This is a genomic window from Allorhizocola rhizosphaerae, from assembly GCF_003426775.1.
Lineage (GTDB): Bacteria > Actinomycetota > Actinomycetes > Mycobacteriales > Micromonosporaceae > Allorhizocola > Allorhizocola rhizosphaerae.
The window spans coordinates 1-20,672 of sequence record NZ_QJUG01000156.1; the positions used below are offsets into that span (position 1 = coordinate 1).

A 20,672-nucleotide genomic window follows, 5' to 3' on the forward strand; every position below is an offset into this window, starting at 1 on the left:
CCAAACACCAACGCCACCGCATCAGGCACAGCAGCAACCCGCGCCTCAAACAACTCCCCCAACGACCCATCCACCACATCCACCACAGTCGCGTTCCAACCCTCAACCACCAACCCACGATCCGCACCCAACACATCCACCGCAGCCACGGCCACACCCGCACGTGCGGTCATCGAGTCGACGACCCGGTGGAACGAACCCAAATAGCGGCCCAGATCCACGGTGTCGGCATACGCCGCATCGATCGTGACGTCGACCCGGAGCCGATCCCCCGCACTGCGCGTCACCGTGAGCGACAGATCCTCGGCGGTGCCCCCGGTCGAAAATAGGTGCATCGACATCGGTGTGCCGGCGAACGTCGGTGGCTCGTCGCCGAAGATGTTGATCACCGGGCCGAACAGCCGCCGCCCGTTGGCGGGCCATCCCAAGTCACGCAACAAATCAGTCGAGTCGTATCGCTGATGCCATTGCGCCCGCAGCGTCTGCGCCGCCACCCGCGCCGCGAGCGCCTCGCACGTCTCGCCCACATCGACACCGCACCGAAGCGGCAGCACGTTGGCCATCATGCCGGGCACGCCTTGCGCGGCCGGGCTGACCCTCCCCGACACGGGCAGGCTCAACAGCACATCCCGCTCGCCCGTCCACACATAGCGATGGATCACCGCAGCAGCGATCAGCGCCTGCTGCCATGACACCCCGGCCCGCTCACTGAACTCACGCAGCTGTACCAAAACGTGATTATCCAAATAGGAAATCTCGCGCACGACCCGATTGGACGGCGCACCAGCATTCGCCGGACAGGTCGCGCCGTCCATCACCTTGCGCCAATACGACGCGTCCCGCCGCTGCGCCGCAGACCCTTGATAGGCGGCCTGCTCCTCAAGCACCCGCGCAAACGACCCAAACACGGGCCCCGCCACCTCGCCCCGCTCCGCCAACTCTGCGTAGATTTCGGCAGCCCGCCGCCGCAGGATGGCCGACGTGTGACCGTCGTGAATCAAGTGGTGCGCCCGGTTGTACCAAATCAAGTGTTCCGGCCCGAGCACGAAAAGCACGTGCGTGAACAACCGGTCCCGCTCCAGATCGGGCACCACGGCCATGTCCGCGCGCATCTGCTCCAACGCCACCGCCAACGGGTCGGACTCACGACTCACGTCCACAACGTCCACGGCGAAGTCCGGCGCCGGCCCGAAGTGTTGCGCGGGAACCCCTTCCACCTCCGCGAAGCGCAGCCGCAGGGACTCGTCCTCGGCGACCATCAGTTCCAGCGTGGCCTTGAGGATGCCGATGTCGATCGGCCCGCGCAGCTCCATGTATCCGCCCTGGTTGAACACGGGGTTGTCCGGGTCCAACCGCTGTCCATACCAGACACCGAACTGTGCCGCGTTGAGTTGCATCGGAGGTCTCCTCAATTTCACAATCGACTGTTCGATGGCCCGCTGACGGGGTGCCACCCGCGCGGGCCATCGGTTGGTGCTACGCGACGAGGTCCAGAATGTCCTGCACGCTCTCGATTTTTTCGATGTCGCTGTCATCGATGGCGACGCCGAACTCCTTCTCGACCTTGAACAGGATGTCCACGAGCGACAGTGAGTCGATGCCGAGGTCGGCGCTGAGCCGGTCCAGCGGGGTGATATCGCCCTCCACCTCGGAAAAGTTCTCCCGGATGATCACCCGGACCTTCTCCAGCGCGGGGTTGACGATGGTATCCTGTGCCATGGCTGTTTCCTCTCTCCAATCTGGATACTTGAGTTAAAAACCAAACTCGGGCCAGGTCATGGCCGCCGCGGCCCACGTGACCCCGCCGCCGAACGCGGTCAGGACGACCTTGTCGCCGGTCTTGGGCACCCCGGAGTGGATCGCATCGACGAGCGCGAGCGGGATCGACGCCGCCGACGTGTTCGCCACGCGGTCGACGTTGATGATGGCGCGCGCCGGGTCGATGCCGATGGTCTCCGCGGTGGCGACCAGGATGCGCCGGTTGGCCTGGTGGCCGACGAGCCAGTCCACGTCGTCGACGCCCCAGCCCATCCGGTCCATGATGGACAGTGACGCCTCGGTCATGCGGCTGACCGCGTATTTGTAGACGAGCCGGCCCTGCATGCCGAAGTAGCTGCTTTCGGGGTCGGATGGGACTCCCGCGGCTCGCTGCCGTGACGCGCCACCGGGGGTCTTCATGATGTCGAGCAGATTGCCGTCGCTGCCAAGCGTGTGGGCCATCAGGCCACCCGGCTCGTCCGGGCTGCCGGCCCGAATCACCACGGCGCCCGCGCCGTCACCGAAGATGGGCGCGGTCACCTTGTCGTCGTGATTGATGATCGTCGAGATAGCGTCGGACCCGATGACAAGACCGGTCTTGTACCCGCCCGACGCCAGCATGCCCGCCCCCACCGAAAGCCCGTAGATGAAACCGGAGCAGGCCGCGTTGAGGTCGAACGCCGCGATCCCCGGCACGCCAAGGCGTGCGGCCACGTTAGGCGCCGTCGCCGGGAACAGGTGATCAGGTGTGCAGGTCGCGAGGATGAGGAAGTCGATGGCCGGATTGCCGCACGACTCAAGCGCTTTGCGGCCCGCCTCCACCGCCATGTCCGATGTGGAACCGGTGGGCTCTAAGAAGAACCGTTGCTCGATCCCGGTACGGTCCTGAATCCAGTCGACGGAAACGCCGAGCCGCTCCGCGATTTCGTCGTTTTTGATCACGCGGTCCGGCAGGTATGCGCCGATGCCCGTGATGACCGCTGTTGCCGTGCTGTATGTCATTGACAGGGTCCTTCCTTGAATTGTGTACCGGCTCGGCGCCCGGGGCACTGGAATCGCCTCGCAGATATCGAACACCCGGGCGCGGCCGCGCTGAGGCAGTTACTCCGGCATTCCGGCAGCAGAAACCAACGCCCACTCACGACAGCGTCAGGTGGAACGCCAGCACGACGTTGAGCACCTCGAAGTGGAAGCGCCCGGTCTCATAGCACGGCCGCACCACGCCGTGCGTGAGCAGGCTGCGCACCATCCGCCCGGCATCGGGCAGGCTCCGCCCGGTCACCTCGACCACGTCCTGGAGACCGAACTCCCCGCCCCGCTCGCACAGCGCGGCGAGCAGCGCCTGGTCCTCGGGCGGCAGCTGGCGCAGGCAGCGTTGCAACGCCCCCTGTGTCGAACCGGACCCGTCCGCGCCCGCGAGGTGGTTCAGCAACTCCGTCGGATCGCTCTCCAGACTGCGCCGCAGAGTGTCCAATTCGTACACAACAAGCCAGGAAGCCGCCGCCCGCAACGCCATCGGCAGCCCATCGAGCTGCCGGCAGATTTCCGCCACCGCCCGCACGTCGCCGGGCATCAACACATAGCCGGGCCGGGCCCGCCGCACCCGCTCCAGGAACAGCCGCACGGAGGGCACCCGTTCCAGCGTGTCGGGCTCGTTCTCGTCGCGTTCCCGGGGCAGCTCCAGCGGCGCGAGCAGGAACACACGCTCGCCCTGCACCTCCCACGGCCGCTCGGACGTGACCAGCAGCCGCAGCTGCGGGCAGTCCTGCAGCAGCAGGGCCAGCTTGTCGCCGCGCGGTTCGAGCGCCCACGCGCCGTCGACCACGAGCAGGGCCGGCCGGTCGCCGACGAGCTCCGTGAACGCAGTGAACCCGTCGTGGTCCTCCCCGGTGGGATGAGGCACCAACAGCTCGGAGACGCACGACCGTACCAGATGAGAAAATCTCTCAGAGGCAGCGGTGAACCGGTGTTCGACCGGTGCGCCCGGGAAGGTGAACCACAGCACCGGCAGGTGTTCGTTGGTGTGCAAGCGGTTGGCGACCTCCAGCGCAAGCCGCGTCTTGCCCACACCGCTCAGCCCGACGACGTTGACCAGTCGTTCGGCTCCGGTGGACAGCTCGCGCTCGATGACGCCCACCTCCGACTCGCGCCCGATGATCGGCGTGAGCGCGTCGGGCGGGGCCGGCGGGTCGGACTCGTACCCGTCCTTGAGCGACCAGCTGGTGCGGCCCTGGCTCGCGGCCGTTTCGAAGGCCGCGCGGGCACGCGGCCCGAGGCGCAGACCGTCGGCGATCAGTTGGACCGTCGCCTGGCGCGGCCGTTTCGCCCTACCCTGTTCGAGGTCCCTGATGGCGCGCACGCTGATGGTGGAGAAGTCGGCCAATTCGCGCTGGGTCAGCCCGATCCGCATGCGGTGCTGGCGCATCAGCCGGCCGAATTCCGGCAGTTCCCTTCCTGCCGTTAAGTCGACGGACATTTTCCGGTCCCCAATTCGTCAGATTTAACCGATGCCGAATCCGGCCGCTATTGCCGAATCCGATTTGCTGACTGTGGGTATTCCGGACCGCGCTATCAGCCCGCCATCACGGGGCCAATCGGTGGTGATAGCCGCGTGACAGCGGGGCACGGCGTGGAGGTGATAGCCGTGATAGCGCCGTGATAAAGGCGGCGATAGTCCCGAGATTCCGCCGCTTCATAACTTCGGTGCACCGAACCGGGAACCGAAGGAGAAGGAGCCCCTCAAATGCGAATCACCGAGGTTGTGAAGATCGCCCTCGCCGCGGCCGCTCTCGCAGGTGGCATCGCGCTCGGCGCTCAGGCAGGTTACGCAAACACCGCGGACAGCCTCAACAGCCCCGCGACGACCACTTCTCCGGTTCCCTCCCCCAGCCCGAGCCCGGGGGACGACAACAACCCCTGGGACTGACTAATCCCCGCTCACGAGGCCGAGCAGTCGCTCGGCCTCTCGCATTTCGCAGGCCATGTCGCGTTCGCGGAAGGTCGCGATCGCCTCTTCGAGCAGGGCTCCGGCTCCAGCCCGGTCGCCGGTGCGCTGCAAAAGCGAAGCCAATCCGAGCCGTACCACCGCCGCGCCGCCGTGATCCATGATTTGCTCACGGATCGCCAGCGCCTGGTCGAAAAAACCGCGCGCCTGCTCGACCCGGCCCATCTCCGCGTTCACCTCGCCGAGGTTGTGCAGCAGGTGCCCCTGGCCGATCACGTCGCCGGTGCGGCGCACCATTTCGAGCACCTCGGTCAGCGTCCGCTCCGCCTCCTCGTGTTCGCCGCGCTGGGCCAGCACCTGGCCGACGCGCCGCAGCGCCTGCGCCTCGCCTCCCACGTAGCCGACTGAACGATAGATCTCCAACGCCTCTTCGAGTTGGGTGTGGGCCGCGTGGGTGTCGCCTCGCCGCATCAGGATGTGGGCGCTCTGGGTGAGCACGATGGCCTTGCCCACGATGTCGCCGGCCTGCTCGAAGTCGCGCATCGACTGGTTGTAGAGCGTGAGCGCGTCGTCGTCGGCGCCCTGCTGGCGTTGCAGCAGGGCGAGGTCGCGGCGGCATAACGCCAGTCCGTGCGCGTCGCCGAGCTCCTCGAAGAGCGCGAGCGCCGCGTCGAGCGCGGCCTTGGACTCCTGCGGCTGGCGTCTGCTGATGTAGAGCGTGCCGAGCGAGGTCAGCAACGCGGCCGTCCCGCGTTTGTTGCCCGCGCGGCGTACCGCCTCAAGCGCCTGCCGGTGCGTCTGCTCCCACTGGTCGTGATAGCCGCGCGCCTCGAACAGGGTCACCAGGCGGGTGGCCAGGTCCCACGAGAGCTCGTCCAGTTGGGCCGTGGCAGCCTGCGCCACCGCCGAACAGAGGTTGGCCTGCTCGCTGTCCAGCCACTCCAGCGGGTCCTGCAGCATTTGCTCGACGTATGACGATGGCGGGAACCAGCGCGGGGCGTGTCCACTCAGGACGGTGAAGTCGCCCCCGTAGATCTTGCGATGCGCCTGCTCAACGATTGCCAGCCAGCCGCCTATCATCCGCTCCAGCGCGGCCCGCTGGACCTCCTCGCTGTCGTGCGCGATGAGCTGTTCCCGGGCGAACAGGCGGATGATCTCGTGGAAGCGGTACCTGAACTCGCCCGATCGTTCCACCGCGACCACGTCGAGCATCTGCACGTCAACCAGTGGTTCGAGCAGATCGGAAGGAAACGGGCGGTGGTCGTCGAGCAGCGCACCCGCCAGCCAGCCCGGCATGGTCGGCCCCTCGGCGAGGCTGAGCAGGCGCAGCAGCCGGCGCTCGTCACGGCCGAGCCCGTCGTGGGTCAGCGAGAGGCTGGCACGCATCGTCATCTCGCCGTGCGTGAGCTCGTCGAGCCGGTGCCGCTCGTTGGCCAGCCGGTGCACCATGGAGGCCAGGGTCCAATGTGGACGAGCGGCCAGGCGGGCGGCGATGATCCGAAGCGCCAGCGGCAACCCGCCTACCGTGTTGAGCAGTGCGCGGGCCGCGTCCGGCTCGCGGGCCACCCGCTCCAGCCCGATGACCCGGCCGAGGAGTTCGAGGGCCTGGTCGGTGTCGAGGATGTCGAGCTCCACCCGGTGCGCGCCGGGCAGCGCGGTGAGCCGGGCGCGGCTGGTCACGAGGACCGCGCAGCCGCTGCGGCCCGGCAGCAGGGGCATGACCTGGCCCTCGCTCGCCGCGTCGTCGAGCACCACGAGCACGCGCCGGTTGGCCAGCAGGGTCCGGTACATCTCGGCGCGCTCGTCCATATCGTCCGGCAGCATCGGACCGGGGATGCCCAGCGCGCGCAGGAAACGCCCCAGCACCTCCTTGGCCGCCATCGGTTCCGACCTGGTGCCGCGCATGTCGCAGTAGAGTTGGCCGTCAGGGAAATGCTCCTCGCCCAGACGGTGGGCAACATGCGTGGCCAGCGTGCTCTTGCCAACGCCCGGCTTGCCGACCACGACCACCACACCGACCGCGCGATGCCCCGCCCTGCTGAGCAGGGCGGTCTCCATGGACTGGATAAGCGATTCCCTGCCGATAAAGTCGGCCGTGTCGGCTGGTAGCTGATGTGGTTTTTCTTCTCGGTACGGCATGACGGCCGCGGGAGCCGGGCCGGGATCACTGTCGGCCGGGCGCCGGGCGGGCCCGCGCTCAAGCAGCAGCGCGGTGTCGCCGGACAGGATCGCGGTCTCCAGCAGGCGCAGCTCCTCACCCGGTTCCAGGCCGAGCTCCTCGATCAGCAGGTCGCGGCCGGCCCGATAGGTCTCCAGCGCCTCGGCCTGCCGCCCGGAGCGGTAAAGCGCCAGCATGAGCTGGCCGCGCAGGCGCTCGCGCAGCGGATGCTCGTGCACCAGCCAGCCGATCTCGGCCACGAGCTGATGATGGCGGCCCAGTTCGAGCTCCAGGTCAAGGTAGGTCTCGATCGCGGTGAGCCGGTCCTCGTCGAGCCGCAATGCCTTGGTGCGCAACGTTTCGCTGGAGATGCCGCTGAGGCACCGCCCCCGCCACAGCGCCACCGCGGCGCGCAACAGCTCGGCCGCTTCGGCGTTGCGGCCCTCCTTGATGAGCACCCGCGCCTCGGCCACCCGTCCGTGGAACACGTTGAGGTCGAGCTGGTCCTCGGCGGTCTGCAGGATGTAGCCCGGTGGCCGGGTCGCCAGCGACGCGTCGATCCCGGCATCGGTGAAGCTCTTGCGCAGCCGGGAAACGCAGATCTGCACCTGCGTGCGCGCGGTCTCGGGCGGCTCCTCGTCCCAGATCAGGTCGACCAGGTGATCCGTGCTGACAATGCGGTTGGCCTCAAGCAACAGCGAGGCAAGGATCATCTCCTGGCGCCCCGGCGGGATGCGCACAGGCCCGCTCGGCCCGCTCACCTCAAGCGGCCCAAGGATTTTGAAGACGAGCTGTGCCGGCTTGGGCAGACTCGTCACCGATGCGTGTTCATGTAGCTCCACGGCTCGACACACACCCCATCGCAGCAGCCCGACATCCAGATCAAGGTCTACGCACGGATAGTAATCTGTCAATAACGGCGATGTAAACGTTGGATAAAGCTCAAACGTGTGCCCGTTTTATCGACATAATCCGCGTTTTGGCTGGTGTCAGTGGCCGTGTTCACCGTGTGCCTGGCTCTCGCGCCGGTCCGACTCGGCCCACTGCCGTGGTTGGGCCGCCGCCGCAACCTCGCGCCGTAGCAACGGACGCCTTACGAGGACGATGAGAGTCGGGCAGCCCAGCTAGATCAGCGGAGCTGCCCGAGAAGGTGCCTTGTTTGGTACGCGAGACCGGCTGCTACTCCAACTCCCGCGCCGGCGAAACCATCCGCCGCTATCGCGCGGCGCTAGCCCTGCGGAACTTCCTGTACGAACATGATCTTGTTGCCTGCCGGATCGACGGCTTCTGCGGTCTTGACGAAGCCGTAGTCGTTGACAGCGCCCATGTCGACGCCCGCGGCTGCGCATGCGGAGCGCTGCGCTTCGATGTCCTCGACGCCGACGACAACGGTGGTGCGGCCGGCGGAGTCGGGATCAACGGACACCTGAATCCAAGCGTTCTTGGCCAGCTCCCACTCGGCGACGCCCTCCATTGGCTCGACATCGGGACCACGTCCGATCCATTTCTGATACCACTTCACGGCCGTTTCGTGATCAGTGACAGGCAGCACGCCCACCACACTCACAATCTTCGATGTAGACATTGAATGGCGTCCCTTTCGATCCACTCCTCGGTTAACGTCTACCACGGTACGGATGCCAGGGCTTCGAATCTTGGAAAAAACCGCCGCCGCTCAATCGGCCAGGCTGGAGGATTCCGGATACGGTACAGCGGCCGCAAACCGGCGGGGTGACATGCCCGCGAATTCCCTGAATTCCGCGTTCATGTGCGGCTGGTCGTAGTAGCCGTGCGCCAGCGCCGTCTGGCTCAAGGACTTGGCCCCGGTGCGAAGCGCCGCCGCCAGCCTGCGGAACCGAACGATGCGGGAGAAGAGCTTGGGCTTCACGCCGACCTGCTCCTCGAACAGGCTGGTGAGGCGTTTCGGGGAGGCGCCGATCCGGTCGAGAATGTTCCCGACGGACACCTTCCCGCCGGTCCGCTCGATCTCGGAGACGGCGTAGGCGACGCCCGGATCGGTGCTCGGGTGGCGTGCGAACCGATCTGCTATCCACTCCCCCAAGAGCATGACGCTCGCTTCGTCGGAGCCGGCATCGTCGAGGCGCTCGGCGAGGCGACGCGCCTCGCTGCCGATGACGTCGTGCAGATCCAAGGTGGCCCCGGTCAGTTCGCGCAGCGGAACGCCGATCATCGAATACGCGCCGGCTGGCCGGAGGCGTATCCCGAGCATGCGAGACGGCACGGCGGGCGCCTCGATCACGAGCGGAGCCACAATGAGCCCCGCGAGGCTCGACGGCGGAAACGCGCCCGCCGGCTGTCCCTCCACGATGCGAAACGACTCGGACGGTGGGCCCAGCTGCACGATCAGGTCGAGCTCGCCCGTCGGATAGTAGCGCTCCCGCCGCAGAAGCTTGCCGTCGAAGAGCCAAATGGACTCGACCAGCCCGGCGAGCGGGCTCGGCCGGTACATGACCTGCCTCCACGCGCCCAGCTCGGACTCTTCACACCAGGAGACGAGGCCCATACGCCAAGGCTACCGGGCAGCCGTGGAACCAGCGCCGCAGCAGCTTTGGAGGCGACGCGGGCAGGATTCCGGCGCTGTCGCCAAGCTATGTGATCAGCCGGCTTCAGCGAGGGTCGGCCGGCTTATGCGCGAGAATCAGCCGGCATCGCGGGCTGCCGTCCCGGCGCGGGCCCAGGGCGGTCAGTGCGAGGGTTGTCGTGGTGAAGCCGGCCGCCATCAGGTCGGCGCACACTGCGGCGGCGCGGCTGGTGCGGTAGTACATGACGAACGGTGGGCGCCACACGGCATTGCGGACCCGCATGGCGACATCGAATCCGAGCGTGGCCCAGTACGACACCGAGGTGCGCGGCCGCCGCGTGCCGACCGGGAAGGCGAACAGCCCGCCGGGCCGCAACGCTCGGTGCACCCCTTCGAAGAGAGCGGGCCGTTCCGCGGGCAGGAAGTGCCCGAGCGCGCCGAAGGTGACCGCAAGGTCGAACTGGCCGGCGAAAGGCAGGGCCCGCGCGTCGGCCTGCACCCATGTGGCATCCGGGTAGGCGCTGCGCGCCTGTGCGAGCATGCCGGCGCTGAAGTCCACGCCCGTGATGTGTCCTTGGCACAGGGGCCGAAGAACCTTCATGCCCGCACCGGTGCCGCAGCACACGTCCAGCCCATCGCCGAACGGCCCGAGTTGCGACAGCGCCTGAGCGGTCGCATCGAGAACGTCTTGCGGCGTGCGAAAGGGCGTGTGGTCGAACTTCGGGGCCAACAGGTCGTAGCCGTGCTCCACCGAGCAGAGCGCTTGGACGCACAATTCGCGCACAGACGGACCTTGCGGCGAGAACATCAGCCGAGGGTAATAGCCGGATGGCGGCCCTGTCACCATTGGCACGGCCACAATCTATGGCGGATCGCGTTATGCAACGACCTTTGAAGAGCGGGGATCTCACATGCCTGACGTGGTGGCAGGAAAGCGTCTAACATCTTTAAAAGACGGGGAATACAGTCGCCAATGGCACAAACGCGACCGCCACTGTTGCCGCTGCAGTCGACGAGAGCGGGTGACTGACGAGTTGCCGTGAGCGTCCGTGCGCCGATTCGCTGGGCGCCCACTGACGCTGCCGACGAGGTGTCGGCGTGCGCGCGATCGCTGCAACGATTCGACGGCGCGATCGACGCCGCATGGCGTCTGTTCGGCAGCCCGCAGGGGCGAGCAAGAGGGGATGACGATGGCGAGCAACGAGATTCCCTTCCATAACAACATGAAGTTCGGCAAGGGTTTCAACCGGCTGACGGGAGAGGTGCTGGCGTCCCCCGCCGTCAAGGGAACCACTTCCGTGCTGCAGCAGGCGGGCGGCCAGCTGGTAAAAATCGACTGTGTCACCATACAAGACGTGGCCAGGCTGCACGAGCAGCTGGGCATCGATGTCGCCGCGTCAGGAAGCCACGGACCCTTTTCCGGCGACGCGAAGGTGCAGTTCGCGAGCGAATGTGACTTCTCCAGCTTCTCAACCTATGTCGTCGTCCGGGTGAGCGTGCAGAACGCCTTCGAGAGCTTCGACGATCCCGTTTTCACCCCGGACGCCGAAGAGTTGCTCATTAACAATAATCCCACCCGGTTCAGGGAACGGTTCGGCGACTGCTACATCCATGGCGTGAAGACAGGCGGCGAGTACTTCGCCATTTACCAGATGACCAGTACTTCCAAGAGCGAGCGGCAGAGTCTTTCGGTAGAGGTGAACGCCGCGTTCGACGGGGTCATATCGTCGGCCGACCTTTCCGCGAAGGTACGAACGGCCAAGTCACAGAGCACCAGTCACCTAGAGGTCGGCGTGCACGTTTTCCGGCAGGGCGCCATTTCCGAGGCCGACCTCGATCGTGATGACATCATGAGGACCGCCAAGGGCTTCCCGCCCGCGGTCGCAGGGCCTAACGCGTTCCCATACTCCGTGACTGTCCAGAATTACACGACACTGCGGAACCCAAACGATCAGTTCAACTTCATCGAAATAGGAAACCAGCAGGATGTCCTCGCGGATCTCATGCGCAAGCGATTCGAGTTCCTCGAACTACGCGACGACTATTCCTACATCTTGAAACATCCGGCAGACTTTCAGAACCACGACGGCACCGCCATAGATCTTGACAAGGTGGACAGGACCCGGCTGGAAATCATCACGGCTGTCAATACGATGCAGCGGGAAGCCGTGGCCTGCTCGAAGAATCCCGGAGCGTGCAGTTTCACGCAATTCGACGCGGGACGGTTCGAGGCGGAGAAACCGCAGCTGAAACAAGGGGTCGAAATACCCCCGCCGCCGCCCAATGCGATGCCCAATCTTGTCGGCCAGATGGCGGATCCGGTGGTCCGCCTGCTGTCCTGTATCCAGATGGAGGGTGTGGATCACTGCCTCAACTTCCTGGGTGGCCGTCTGGACGCGTTGGGAATGGACGCGCGGACACTTGGCAACTTCTTCTTCCTGATCCTTCGCAGCGGGGTCAGGCCAGAGGTCGTCGGCGATGCCAGCCGGCCCGGAGCCCGAGTCAAGTCCCAGTTCCCCGCGCCGGGCACTCCGGTGGAACCATTATCGGTCATCCGGCTCGAACTGACGCAGTAACCAGTGCTGTCCTCAAGGTGGAATCCGCTCAGGCGAATCAGCTGCGCCTGCTCGGTGCAAGCGGCATTATGTCAATCATGCCGCTTGTTTCACGACTCTTCACCGATCCACCGAACCCCGAGCTCGATGCATGCCTGGTTGAGGATGCCGCGCACATCGTCCCAGGCGCACGGGGCGACCATGTGGCGTGCATCCAGATCGCCCTGAGCCTGCTGAGTGATGGTGACGTTTTCCTCGTCATCGACGGCAAGTACGGGGAGGCGACGGCGACGGCGGTGTTCGAGTACAAGGACGCCCGCGACATCCTCGGGCCGGGCCAGACGACTCCCGACAACATTGTCGGCAAGCGAACGCTGCGGAGCCTTGATGACGAGATGTCTGTCCTCGAGGAGCAGTCGGTCGCGACCGACGATTTCGTCTCCACAACCGTTCTCGGGGCACCGCACGATCATTCGACGTGCCCGTTGTCGGGATTCTCCGCACCTGGCTCCGGGGGGCGCGTGAACCACTTCGGCCTGCCGGTGAACCCACTGCCGGGGCGGAGCATCAACATCGGTGGCGAACACGAGACCGACTATCTGGGATTCGAGGACTTCGTGACAGGTCCCGGACTCATCGGGCCACCGAGGCCCTTCACCACGACCCTGAGCGATCATTCGGTGCAGAACATCTGCCTGCGGGATTCGCCGATCAGCATGAACGGGTCGACTTCCGCGGGTCGCGATGAGATCCGGCGCATCGCCGCTCCCGGTTGCCGATTGACATTCTGCGGGGATGTCGCGCAATTTCGCCCAGAGCTGGTTTCGTTGGGCACGGTCGAACGGCACTTCGTCATGGCCGATCCGCGCTTCAACACCAGCACACCGAAGTCGACGGCGGAAGCGCTTGTCATCACGATCCCGTGAGCAGTGCCGTCCCAGCCGATTGCCGATCCGCACCCGCGCTGTGGACGGCAACACGTCCACAGCGCGAGAACAAGAGGCCGGTTCAGCAGCCGGGGCCGAAACTGATTCGCGCCAGCCGGGTGGCCCAGTTGGTGTTGCCAAGGAAGAACTGTTGTGCGACAAGCGCTGTGCGGCCCGCCGGGCACGTGCCGGAGGCGGGCGACGGATCCAGGTGCACGCTTGAGTAGTCGCCGAACCGAGTGTTGTTGGTGGTCAACGTCCCGACGACGAGCGTGAGATCCGTGCCGATGAGCGCGGGCACACCACCGCCCGGCGCGACGCCGTTGACCGTGACCGACGTGTTGCGTGAGGCCGCGACGCACGCCGCGCCCGCCGGGACCATGATGTCGGTGTAGGCCCAGTTGAGCCAGATGTAGAACTGGTTGGCCGCCGTTTCGAACGCCGCCAGCGACGGGTTGAAGTCGTCACTGGTGTTCGAGTGGCGCGCATTGGCCACCGTCACCGTGTTGGTCGACGTGTTGATGGCGCCGTAGCGGATGCCGGGGAATCCGCCGATGTTCTGCCCGTGCGTGAACCAGACGAACGTCGAGTTGACGGCCTGCACCGGCGCCCACACGATCCGGCCGTCCAGCGGGTCGAGGGTGCCGGTCGTGCCGCACTGGATGACCCGCCGCGGCGGTGCCGCGTAGTTCGACGCGATCTGCGCCTGCAGCACCAGGGTGGTCCCCGGTCCGGCGCTGTTGTTCATGCGGTACAGGTTGTAGCCGAATCCCGGCCGGCCGGCCACATAGAACGTGGCGGCCGTGACCCCGATCGGCACACCGGTCACGGTCACCGGTGCGGTCGACCCGACCACCTGGAACACGGGGAAGCTGACCGCCGCGCCGGCGTAGACCTGCGCCTTGGACACCGACCACGCCGTGGAGTTGATATACGTGGGGTTGAAGTTGTTGGTCGACGAAAGGATCGCCACCCGGTCCTGCCCGAGATACGGGTAGTCGAGCAGCGTGCCGTTGGGGAACAGCGCACCGGTGAACGTCAGCGAATACACGAAGTAGCCGCCGCATGCGTTGGCCGTGGTACTCGCCGCCAGGAACAGACGCGGCGCCTGACCGGCCACGCCACTCGTGGTCGCGATGATGATGAACCGGTTGTTGAAGTTGTCGTACAGGGCGCGCGGGTCGAACACGTTGAGCGTGCCCAGACCGAGCCATCCGGCCAGGGTGTTGGTGCACTGGATGGTCCCGTTGGTGCCCTTGGTGAACACCGTGACCCGGCGGTTGACGGTCTCCAGGATCTGCGTCGGCCCGACCGCGGCGTTGACATCGGACGGTTGGGCTCCGCCGCCGCCGGTCTGGTTGATGCCGTTGAAGCTTTCCCGGACCGTGGCGGGGGCGGGGATCAGCGGCTGCGGTGTTCCGCCCGCACTGTTGGGGGCGTCGCCCCGAGGCTTGGCGGCAGCGGTGAGCGCCGACTGCTGCGTTGCCGGATCAGCTTGCCCGGAGCCGTCGCCGATCCGCAGTGGTCCGCGGTCTTCGTAGGCCACTTCGGGCCCCGCCGGGTTGGTCTGCTGGTCGATGTAGACGGGCTTGGCCTGCCCACGTCCGCCGGGCGCGATGTTCACCTCGGCGCTGGACGCCTTGCCTGGACCGGCTATCGCGGCTGGCGCGCCGGTCAACAGCGCGCCACCCAGACCGGCGAGCGCGATGGCGATGGTGAGGCGTTTGCTTGATACCACTGGCTTGTCTCCTCGTGGTGGTTTTGGATGCCTCCACGAGGGACACTGCCGTATCTAAATCAATAAAAGTATATAATTGTCGTGTACCTTACGTATGCGCACACTCGATCTCATTCACGCACTAGTTTGCCGCTCACCGTCGGCGCTGAAATGCGCGTCGTCTGGGTGCGGCCAACACGCTCGCCGCAGCGGCACCGTAGGCCAGATGTGGCAGCACGTCTGCGGCCCAGTCCGCGGCGCTCCACCGGCGCGGATCGGTGATGCCGAGCATGGCCATCGGCCCGTTCGCGCCGGCCATCGCCAGCGCGGCGAGCGCCAGCGTGGCCTTCGGCCACCGCACCGGGCGATGGCGGGTCAGCGTGGCGAAGGTGACGGCCGTGCCCACACCCATCGCGTAGCCCAGCAACGCGCCCAGCCCCACCTTGCGGTTGCCCGCTTCCCGCGAGTCGCGGCCGAGCCCGACTCCGACCGTGTCGGCCAGGCGCTGCACGCTCTCCTCCGGGGTCCGGCTGGGCGGCCGGGCCCGCACCGCGATGTCCAGATAAGTCGCCGCGTTGAGGGCGGCGGTGCCGGTCAGACCCGCTATCAAACCTCTTATTACGGTACCCATAGAGCCTGTCTACCCACTCGGCAGACCACACCAACCCGCCCGACGCGCGGGTCTTGCCCACGGAGTGGACGGTTCGCGAGGCCGGCGCCGCACCAGATCAGCACGCCGGTCGTGACCTCGTAGCCGGAGTCAAACGCCAAAAGGGAGCCTTGGCGCAGCAGGGCGAGCTCAGCAAGCCGCGACACCAAGGCTCAGCGCTGCGGCCCCGGCGGCGCGTCTCACGGGCGACACCGTAGCGACGGCACGCCGCCGGGACAGCGCGGGGCTAACACCAGTAGAGGCTGGAGTTGACCCGCGTAACGTTGCGCACGACATTGTTCGTGCCCGTGCACGGGCTCCATCTGATGTTCGTGTTGCTCACCGTCAGATTCTGAAACGTGATGTTCGACGACGGCGGGAACTCGGTCCGGGCCGCGATCCGCATCTCGCCACCGCCGTTGACGGTGCCGGAGACGGCCGCGATCGTCACGTTGTAGCAGTTTTCGATCAGCACCGAGTTGTTGCCGGTGCTCGCGATGTCGACCCGATCGATCACCGCGCCGCCGCTTTCGGACACACAGAAGATGCCCCGCCCGCCACCGCGCGCCTTGACCGTACCAACTCGAATATTGACCGGATAGCTGCTTGAGACGCGGCCGTTACGGTTGGCCATCCGGAAGGCCGCGTAGCCGGTCCCGGTGCCGGTGTTTTCCGCGTCGACCGTGCCGATCGTGGCGTTCCAGGTGTCGTTGAGCAGCAGACCGGAATAGCCCACCCGGCGTGCCGTGACCGTGCCGATCGTGAGCCCGTCCACGCCATAGGTTTCGACGCCCTGGTTGGGCGCGCCCTCGACATACACGTTGTCGATGCGGATGTTGCGCGAGCGGACGCTGCGGTCGCCGTGGTTGTCGATGCGGATGCCGAGGCCACCGCTCAGGCGCATGTCGATCTGGCCCAGAATGACGTTGGTGACGTTGCGCATGAAGATGCCGTAAAGCGGAGCACCGCGCAGGGTCAGATAACGCACCTCGATGTCGCGGACGCCACGGGCATAGATCGGAGCCTGGTCACCCGAGCCGGAGCCGCTGACCGTGATGGTGCCACATACATCGATGCCGGTGTAGCTGGCCAGCGAGATCCGCGAATTGGCGCTGACCGTGCCCGAGCCGCGGACCACCACCCACTGCGTGCTCGTGCGGCCCGCGGTCAGGCTGCCGATGGCGGCTTGCACGGCCGCGCGCATGTCGCTTCCGGTGTAGACGGTGCGGCCGGAGTTGCGGGCGGTCCATGTGCTGCCGCTGAGGACGGCTTCGGCGTTGTACGACGGCCGGTCGCCGCACGCCGCCTGCGCCGCCTGCGGCGTGAGGACAACCGCCAGACTCGTCACGGCCAGAGTGCTTGCCACGCCTGCCACAATGCGCAGGCATCTTCTCCGCGCGGCTCCAGGGGAAGGATTGATGGAGCTGTTCATCGGCCCTCCTCAGACCAATAGGATGTACCTCTTGGAAAGCCCTTTCCCGCACGTAGACGCAACATATCGAAACGTTTCAACCCCCGTCAACCCCACACCCTTCCGGTCGATCATGAACTTGGTCCATGTTCGGCGGCGGGTCGCAGCACCAACTTCATGATCAACCGCGGAAGCGCGGCGGCGCCGACCCGCACGGGCCCGCAACCCGTCGCCTTTCTCCAGCTCACCCCTATGGCTCTACCCCAAGGTCTAGCCGGCATCGGTCCAGGCCGCCCGCACGGGCAGACTCCTGGCCCCGGTCATGACCCTGGGGTCGTAGAGGTCCGTTTCGCCTTCGACCGACAGTTCAGTGCTGCGGCGCAAAAGCAGGTCCACCGCGATGCGTCCTTCGAGCCGGGCCAGTGGGGCACCGATGCAGAAGTGGATGCCGTGCCCGAAGGCGACGTGCGGGTTGGGGTTGCGGCCGATGTCGAACCGGTCCGGTTCGGCGAAGTGTTGCTCGTCGCGGTTGGCCGAGGCGACCCACACGTTGAGCACCTGCCCGCGGGGCACAGCCTGCCCGGCGATCTGAGTGTCCTGTTTGGTCAGCCGGGCCAGGCGCGGGAAGGGTGTGCGATAGCGCAGCACCTCCTCAAGCGCGGCCGGGATGCGCGCCGGGTCAGCGCGCAACGCCAATGCGGCCGACGGGTTTTCGTCCAGGCACATGATGGTGTTGGTGAGCAGCGTGGTGGTGGTGATGTGTCCCGCAATGAGCAGCAGTGCCACGAACCCGACCATCTCCCGGTCGGTGAGCCGCTCGCCGTCGACCTCGGCGGCGATCAGTGTGGTGGTCAGGTCTCCGGCCGGCTGAGCACGCCGCGAGGCGATGTGCGCCAGCAGATAGTCGAGCATCTCGCGCAGTCTGGCGCCACGCTGCTGCAGCTCGGCCTCGTCGGGCAGCACCGTGTCGGGCAGGTCTTGCGAGAACAGCTCGTCGGCCCAGCGGCGGAACAGTTCCCGGTCGGCCACCGGCACACCGATCAGTTCGGCGATGACGATGACGGGCAGCGGGTAGGCCAGGTCGGCCACGGCGTCGAAGGCCGGTTTGCGGGCGGCCGCGTCGAGCAGCTCTCCCGTGATGGTGGCGATGCGCGGCTCAAGCCCTGCGACCACCCGCGGAGTGAACGCCTTGCTCACCAGCCGCCGCAGTTTGGAGTGGCGAGGCGGGTCCATGCCGACGAAGCTGCCCTCGGCGAACAGATCGAACTCCGGCTGCGGCGGGATCATGTCGCTGAAGTCCGACGAGAAGATGGCCGGATTGCCCAAGATATATTCGATGTCGGCGTAGCGGAACACGTCCCACGCGCCGAACTTTTCGTCCCGGCTGACCGGGTCGTCGGCGCGCATCTGCCGGAACCAGCCGTGCAGACCGTGGAAGTCGGTCGGTAGTTCGGCAAAGCCCAGTCGCTCCCTGGTGTCACCCACGGGAATCACCCCCCAGTTTGGTATGTCCACCTTCGACAGTAGCCCGCAAATCGACGCACGCCAATTTCAAAAATAGGATGCCGGATAGCACCGCCCGGCCTAGACTGGCTGACCCAATCCCCGTCGAAAGTTGAGGCTTGCTGTCTCATGTCCGGAGATGCCGAGATCCAATCTGAACGAGCCCATCTGGCCGCGGCGCGGGCTGCGCTGCAGGCGATGCACGAGGATGTTGTCGCCACCCCGACCCCGCTCACCAGCTCCGAGGACAACAACTACGCATGGCAGAACAATCTTTATCTTCAGGTACGAGCCGAGCGCGCGGTGGCCCTGATCGACCTGCCGAATGTGCCGCTCTTCTTCGGGCGGCTCGATTTCGAGCCCGGCGCCCGTTTACACGGCCGACCGGGTGTATATCGGCCGCCGCCACGTTCACGATGCCGGTGGCAAACCGATGGTCGTGGACTGGCGCGCTCCGATCAGCACGGCCTTCTATCGCGCCACCCGCAGCGACCCGCAAGGGATCACGCTGCGCCGGCGCTACGGATTTTCCGACACCGCCGAACTCACGGCATACGAGGACGAGCCACTCGTGGGGCAGGCCGACGGCTTCCGCAGTTCGCTCGTCACCGCCGAAATCGAACGGCCCCGCTCCGGGCCGATGCGCGACATCGTCGCCACGATCCAGCCCGAGCAGGACGACCTGGTCCGCGCGCCCGCGCAGCGGGCCCTGTGCATTCAAGGCGCGCCGGGCACCGGCAAGACCGCTGTGGGCCTGCACCGGCTGGCCTATCTGCTCTACACCGAACGGGAAAGGCTGAACAAGCACGGCGGGGCCGCGGTGGTCGGGCCCAACCGGTCCTTCCTGACCTACATCCGCCATGTGTTGCCCGCGCTCGGTGAGGTCGACATCGCGCAGACCACCGTCGAGGAGCTGATCGGCCGCGACTGCACGCGCCGGGACGAGGACGCGTTGACCGCCCGCCTCAAGGGCGATGCCCGCATGGCCGCTGTGCTTCGACGCGCGCTGTGGGCGCACATCAGCCCGCCCAGCGAGGACCTGACATTCTTGAGAGGCTCTATCCGGTACCGGATAGGAAATGGCCGCATCCGAGAAATGATCGAATCATTGCGGGGTGAGACGCGTTACGGCACCGGCCGGGCCGCCATGGCGCAGCGTCTCGCCCACCTCGTGCTCGTGCAGATGGAGCGGCGGGGCGCGGTGCCCGACGATCGGGAGCAGGACGCGGTGGCCCGATCCAAGCCGATCAAACAGTTCCTGGACGCGGTGTGGCCCAAACTGATCCCGGAGCAGGTGCTGTTCCGGCTTTACGCCCAACCGTCGTTCCTGGCCGAGTCGGCCGACGGCGCGCTTGGCGAGGCCGAGCAACAGCGCTTGACGTGGGCAAAGCCTTATCGTTCATGGAAATCGGCGCAGTGGACGGTCGCCGACGGCGTGCTGCTCGACGAGCTGGCCGACCAGATCGAGCACGGGCCGTCGCTCGGCCACCTGGTCGTCGACGAGGCGCAAGACCTGAGCCCGATGCAATGCCGCGCACTCGGTCGGCGGTGCGTGCGCGGGTCGGTCACCGTGCTGGGCGACATCGCGCAGGGGACCTCCGTCTGGGCCATCGACGACTGGCCGGAACTGCTGGAGCATCTGGGCAAGCCGGACGCCCGGCTGGCCGTGCTGGAGCAGGGGTTCCGGGTGCCCGCGCAGATTCTCGACTACGCCGCGAGACTGCTGCCCGAGATCGCGCCGGGGCTCGGTGTCCCGACCTCTGTCCGCCAGGCGCCGGGATCGCTGCGGATCACCGAGACCGACGACCTCCCGGCCGCGGTGGTGGCGGCCTGCCGCGAGAAGCTCGGCGAGCAAGGCTCGATCGGCGTCATCGCGCCCGACACGGAGATCGAGAGCGTCCACAAACGACTGTGCGCGGACGGTCTCGACGCCGCGCTTCTCGGCCACACCGAAAATGCGCTGGAGGTCTCGCGGGTGGTGTGCGTGCCCGCGACACTGGCCAAGGGTCTGGAGTTCGACGCCGTCGTGGTCGCCGAGCCGGCCCGTATCGTGGCCGCCGAGCCGCGCGGGGTCCAGCGGTTGTATGTGGCTTTGACCCGAGCCGTCAGCAGCCTGCACGTCATCCACACCGAACCCCTGCCCGCCACGCTGGCTGCGACGAGGCGCCCATGACCCACTCCGATCTCCTGCCGGGACAGGACGTGCACGCCCACTGGGCGACGCGGCTCGACCTGGGCGCCGCCGAACCGTTGAGCAGGGACCGTGCAGGCGCGAGGCTGGCCTGCTCCCGAGGCGCTGTAGCGGGCCGAATCAGGCGCTGATCGACTCCTGACGATGCTCAGCGTCAGCCGAGCGTTGGTCTAGTCGCAAGGCCGTGTAGATAAGGCATCGTTCGCCCTGTCAAGGACTGGGCGGGGGCAGGATGTCGATGTTGAGGGTGGCCTTGTAGCTGGTGCGGTTGACGTTCGGGCCGCGGGCTTGGTATTTGGAGATGGCGCGTTTGACGAT

The 20,672-nt window shown here is 66.6% G+C and carries 16 protein-coding genes; 4 read left to right on the top strand and 12 right to left on the bottom strand.

Features of this window, described 5'->3' with window-relative positions; genetic code table 11:
- The 4 genes from DM816_RS28305 to DM816_RS28320 all read right to left on the bottom strand — a co-directional run.
- The coding region (locus DM816_RS28305) for a condensation domain-containing protein (protein WP_211588888.1) at positions 1-1,397 on the bottom strand (1,397 nt) is incomplete at its 3' end.
- Between the two features lie 79 nt (positions 1,398-1,476).
- Positions 1,477-1,719: an acyl carrier protein gene (locus DM816_RS28310; protein ID WP_117213441.1), complete on the bottom strand. Its 243-nt coding sequence runs from the start codon at positions 1,717-1,719 to the stop codon at positions 1,477-1,479.
- A gap of 33 nt (positions 1,720-1,752) precedes the next feature.
- A complete protein-coding gene (locus DM816_RS28315; RefSeq protein ID WP_117213442.1) occupies positions 1,753-2,760 on the bottom strand; it encodes a beta-ketoacyl-ACP synthase III in 1,008 nt (335 codons plus the stop codon).
- 136 nt (positions 2,761-2,896) lie between these two features.
- Positions 2,897-4,234 (bottom strand): helix-turn-helix domain-containing protein, encoded by a 1,338-nt coding sequence (locus DM816_RS28320; protein ID WP_117213443.1) that lies wholly within the window; start codon positions 4,232-4,234, stop codon positions 2,897-2,899.
- A 267-nt stretch (positions 4,235-4,501) separates the two neighbouring features.
- Here DM816_RS28320 and DM816_RS28325 point away from each other — a divergent pair, with 267 nt between their 5' ends.
- Positions 4,502-4,684, top strand: a complete 183-nt coding sequence (locus DM816_RS28325; protein ID WP_117213444.1) for a hypothetical protein — start codon at positions 4,502-4,504, stop codon at positions 4,682-4,684.
- Here the strand turns inward: DM816_RS28325 and DM816_RS28330 are convergent, their stop codons facing one another.
- The 4 genes from DM816_RS28330 to DM816_RS28345 form a co-directional block, all read right to left on the bottom strand.
- Entirely contained in the window at positions 4,685-7,678 is a 2,994-nt protein-coding gene (locus DM816_RS28330) for an AfsR/SARP family transcriptional regulator (RefSeq protein ID WP_246002334.1), read from the bottom strand.
- Positions 7,679-8,088: 410 nt separating this feature from the next.
- On the bottom strand, positions 8,089-8,421 hold the full coding sequence (locus DM816_RS28335) for a VOC family protein (protein WP_211588889.1): 333 nt from the start codon (positions 8,419-8,421) through the stop codon (positions 8,089-8,091).
- Between the two features lie 114 nt (positions 8,422-8,535).
- Complete coding sequence (locus tag DM816_RS28340) at positions 8,536-9,384, bottom strand: helix-turn-helix transcriptional regulator (protein WP_117213446.1); 849 nt, start codon at positions 9,382-9,384, stop codon at positions 8,536-8,538.
- A gap of 103 nt (positions 9,385-9,487) precedes the next feature.
- Positions 9,488-10,210: a class I SAM-dependent methyltransferase gene (locus DM816_RS28345; RefSeq protein ID WP_117213447.1), complete on the bottom strand. Its 723-nt coding sequence runs from the start codon at positions 10,208-10,210 to the stop codon at positions 9,488-9,490.
- 382 nt (positions 10,211-10,592) lie between these two features.
- Between DM816_RS28345 and DM816_RS28350 the strand changes: the two genes are divergently transcribed.
- Both DM816_RS28350 and DM816_RS28355 read left to right on the top strand, forming a co-directional pair.
- Positions 10,593-11,978, top strand: coding sequence for a hypothetical protein (locus DM816_RS28350; RefSeq protein ID WP_162907927.1), 1,386 nt, complete (start codon positions 10,593-10,595; stop codon positions 11,976-11,978).
- A 17-nt stretch (positions 11,979-11,995) separates the two neighbouring features.
- Complete coding sequence (locus DM816_RS28355) at positions 11,996-12,883, top strand: peptidoglycan-binding domain-containing protein (RefSeq protein ID WP_117213449.1); 888 nt, start codon at positions 11,996-11,998, stop codon at positions 12,881-12,883.
- An 82-nt stretch (positions 12,884-12,965) separates the two neighbouring features.
- Here the strand turns inward: DM816_RS28355 and DM816_RS28360 are convergent, their stop codons facing one another.
- The 4 genes from DM816_RS28360 to DM816_RS28375 form a co-directional block, all read right to left on the bottom strand.
- Positions 12,966-14,621 carry a hypothetical protein gene (locus tag DM816_RS28360; RefSeq protein WP_117213450.1) on the bottom strand — a complete coding sequence of 552 codons (1,656 nt, stop codon included), beginning with the start codon at positions 14,619-14,621 and terminating at the stop codon, positions 12,966-12,968.
- A 133-nt stretch (positions 14,622-14,754) separates the two neighbouring features.
- Positions 14,755-15,231 (bottom strand): hypothetical protein, encoded by a 477-nt coding sequence (locus DM816_RS28365; RefSeq protein ID WP_117213451.1) that lies wholly within the window; start codon positions 15,229-15,231, stop codon positions 14,755-14,757.
- A 265-nt stretch (positions 15,232-15,496) separates the two neighbouring features.
- Complete coding sequence (locus DM816_RS28370; protein ID WP_246002337.1) at positions 15,497-16,615, bottom strand: hypothetical protein; 1,119 nt, start codon at positions 16,613-16,615, stop codon at positions 15,497-15,499.
- Positions 16,616-16,930: 315 nt separating this feature from the next.
- Positions 16,931-18,145: a cytochrome P450 gene (locus DM816_RS28375; protein ID WP_211588890.1), complete on the bottom strand. Its 1,215-nt coding sequence runs from the start codon at positions 18,143-18,145 to the stop codon at positions 16,931-16,933.
- Between the two features lie 451 nt (positions 18,146-18,596).
- Here DM816_RS28375 and DM816_RS28380 point away from each other — a divergent pair, with 451 nt between their 5' ends.
- Complete coding sequence (locus tag DM816_RS28380) at positions 18,597-20,336, top strand: HelD family protein (RefSeq protein WP_246002339.1); 1,740 nt, start codon at positions 18,597-18,599, stop codon at positions 20,334-20,336.
- The last annotated feature ends 336 nt before the right edge of the window (positions 20,337-20,672 follow it).

Bases quoted from the DNA above. Each gene is read 5' to 3' on its own strand.
- DM816_RS28310 (WP_117213441.1), bottom strand. From the start codon at position 1,719: ATGGCACAGGATACCATCGTCAACCCCGCGCTGGAGAAGGTCCGGGTG.
- DM816_RS28315 (WP_117213442.1), bottom strand. From the start codon at position 2,760: ATGACATACAGCACGGCAACAGCGGTCATCACGGGCATCGGCGCATAC.
- DM816_RS28320 (WP_117213443.1), bottom strand. From the start codon at position 4,234: ATGTCCGTCGACTTAACGGCAGGAAGGGAACTGCCGGAATTCGGCCGG.
- DM816_RS28325 (WP_117213444.1), top strand. From the start codon at position 4,502: ATGCGAATCACCGAGGTTGTGAAGATCGCCCTCGCCGCGGCCGCTCTC.
- DM816_RS28340 (WP_117213446.1), bottom strand. From the start codon at position 9,384: ATGGGCCTCGTCTCCTGGTGTGAAGAGTCCGAGCTGGGCGCGTGGAGG.
- DM816_RS28345 (WP_117213447.1), bottom strand. From the start codon at position 10,210: ATGTTCTCGCCGCAAGGTCCGTCTGTGCGCGAATTGTGCGTCCAAGCG.
- DM816_RS28350 (WP_162907927.1), top strand. From the start codon at position 10,593: ATGGCGAGCAACGAGATTCCCTTCCATAACAACATGAAGTTCGGCAAG.
- DM816_RS28365 (WP_117213451.1), bottom strand. From the start codon at position 15,231: ATGGGTACCGTAATAAGAGGTTTGATAGCGGGTCTGACCGGCACCGCC.
- DM816_RS28380 (WP_246002339.1), top strand. From the start codon at position 18,597: ATGGTCGTGGACTGGCGCGCTCCGATCAGCACGGCCTTCTATCGCGCC.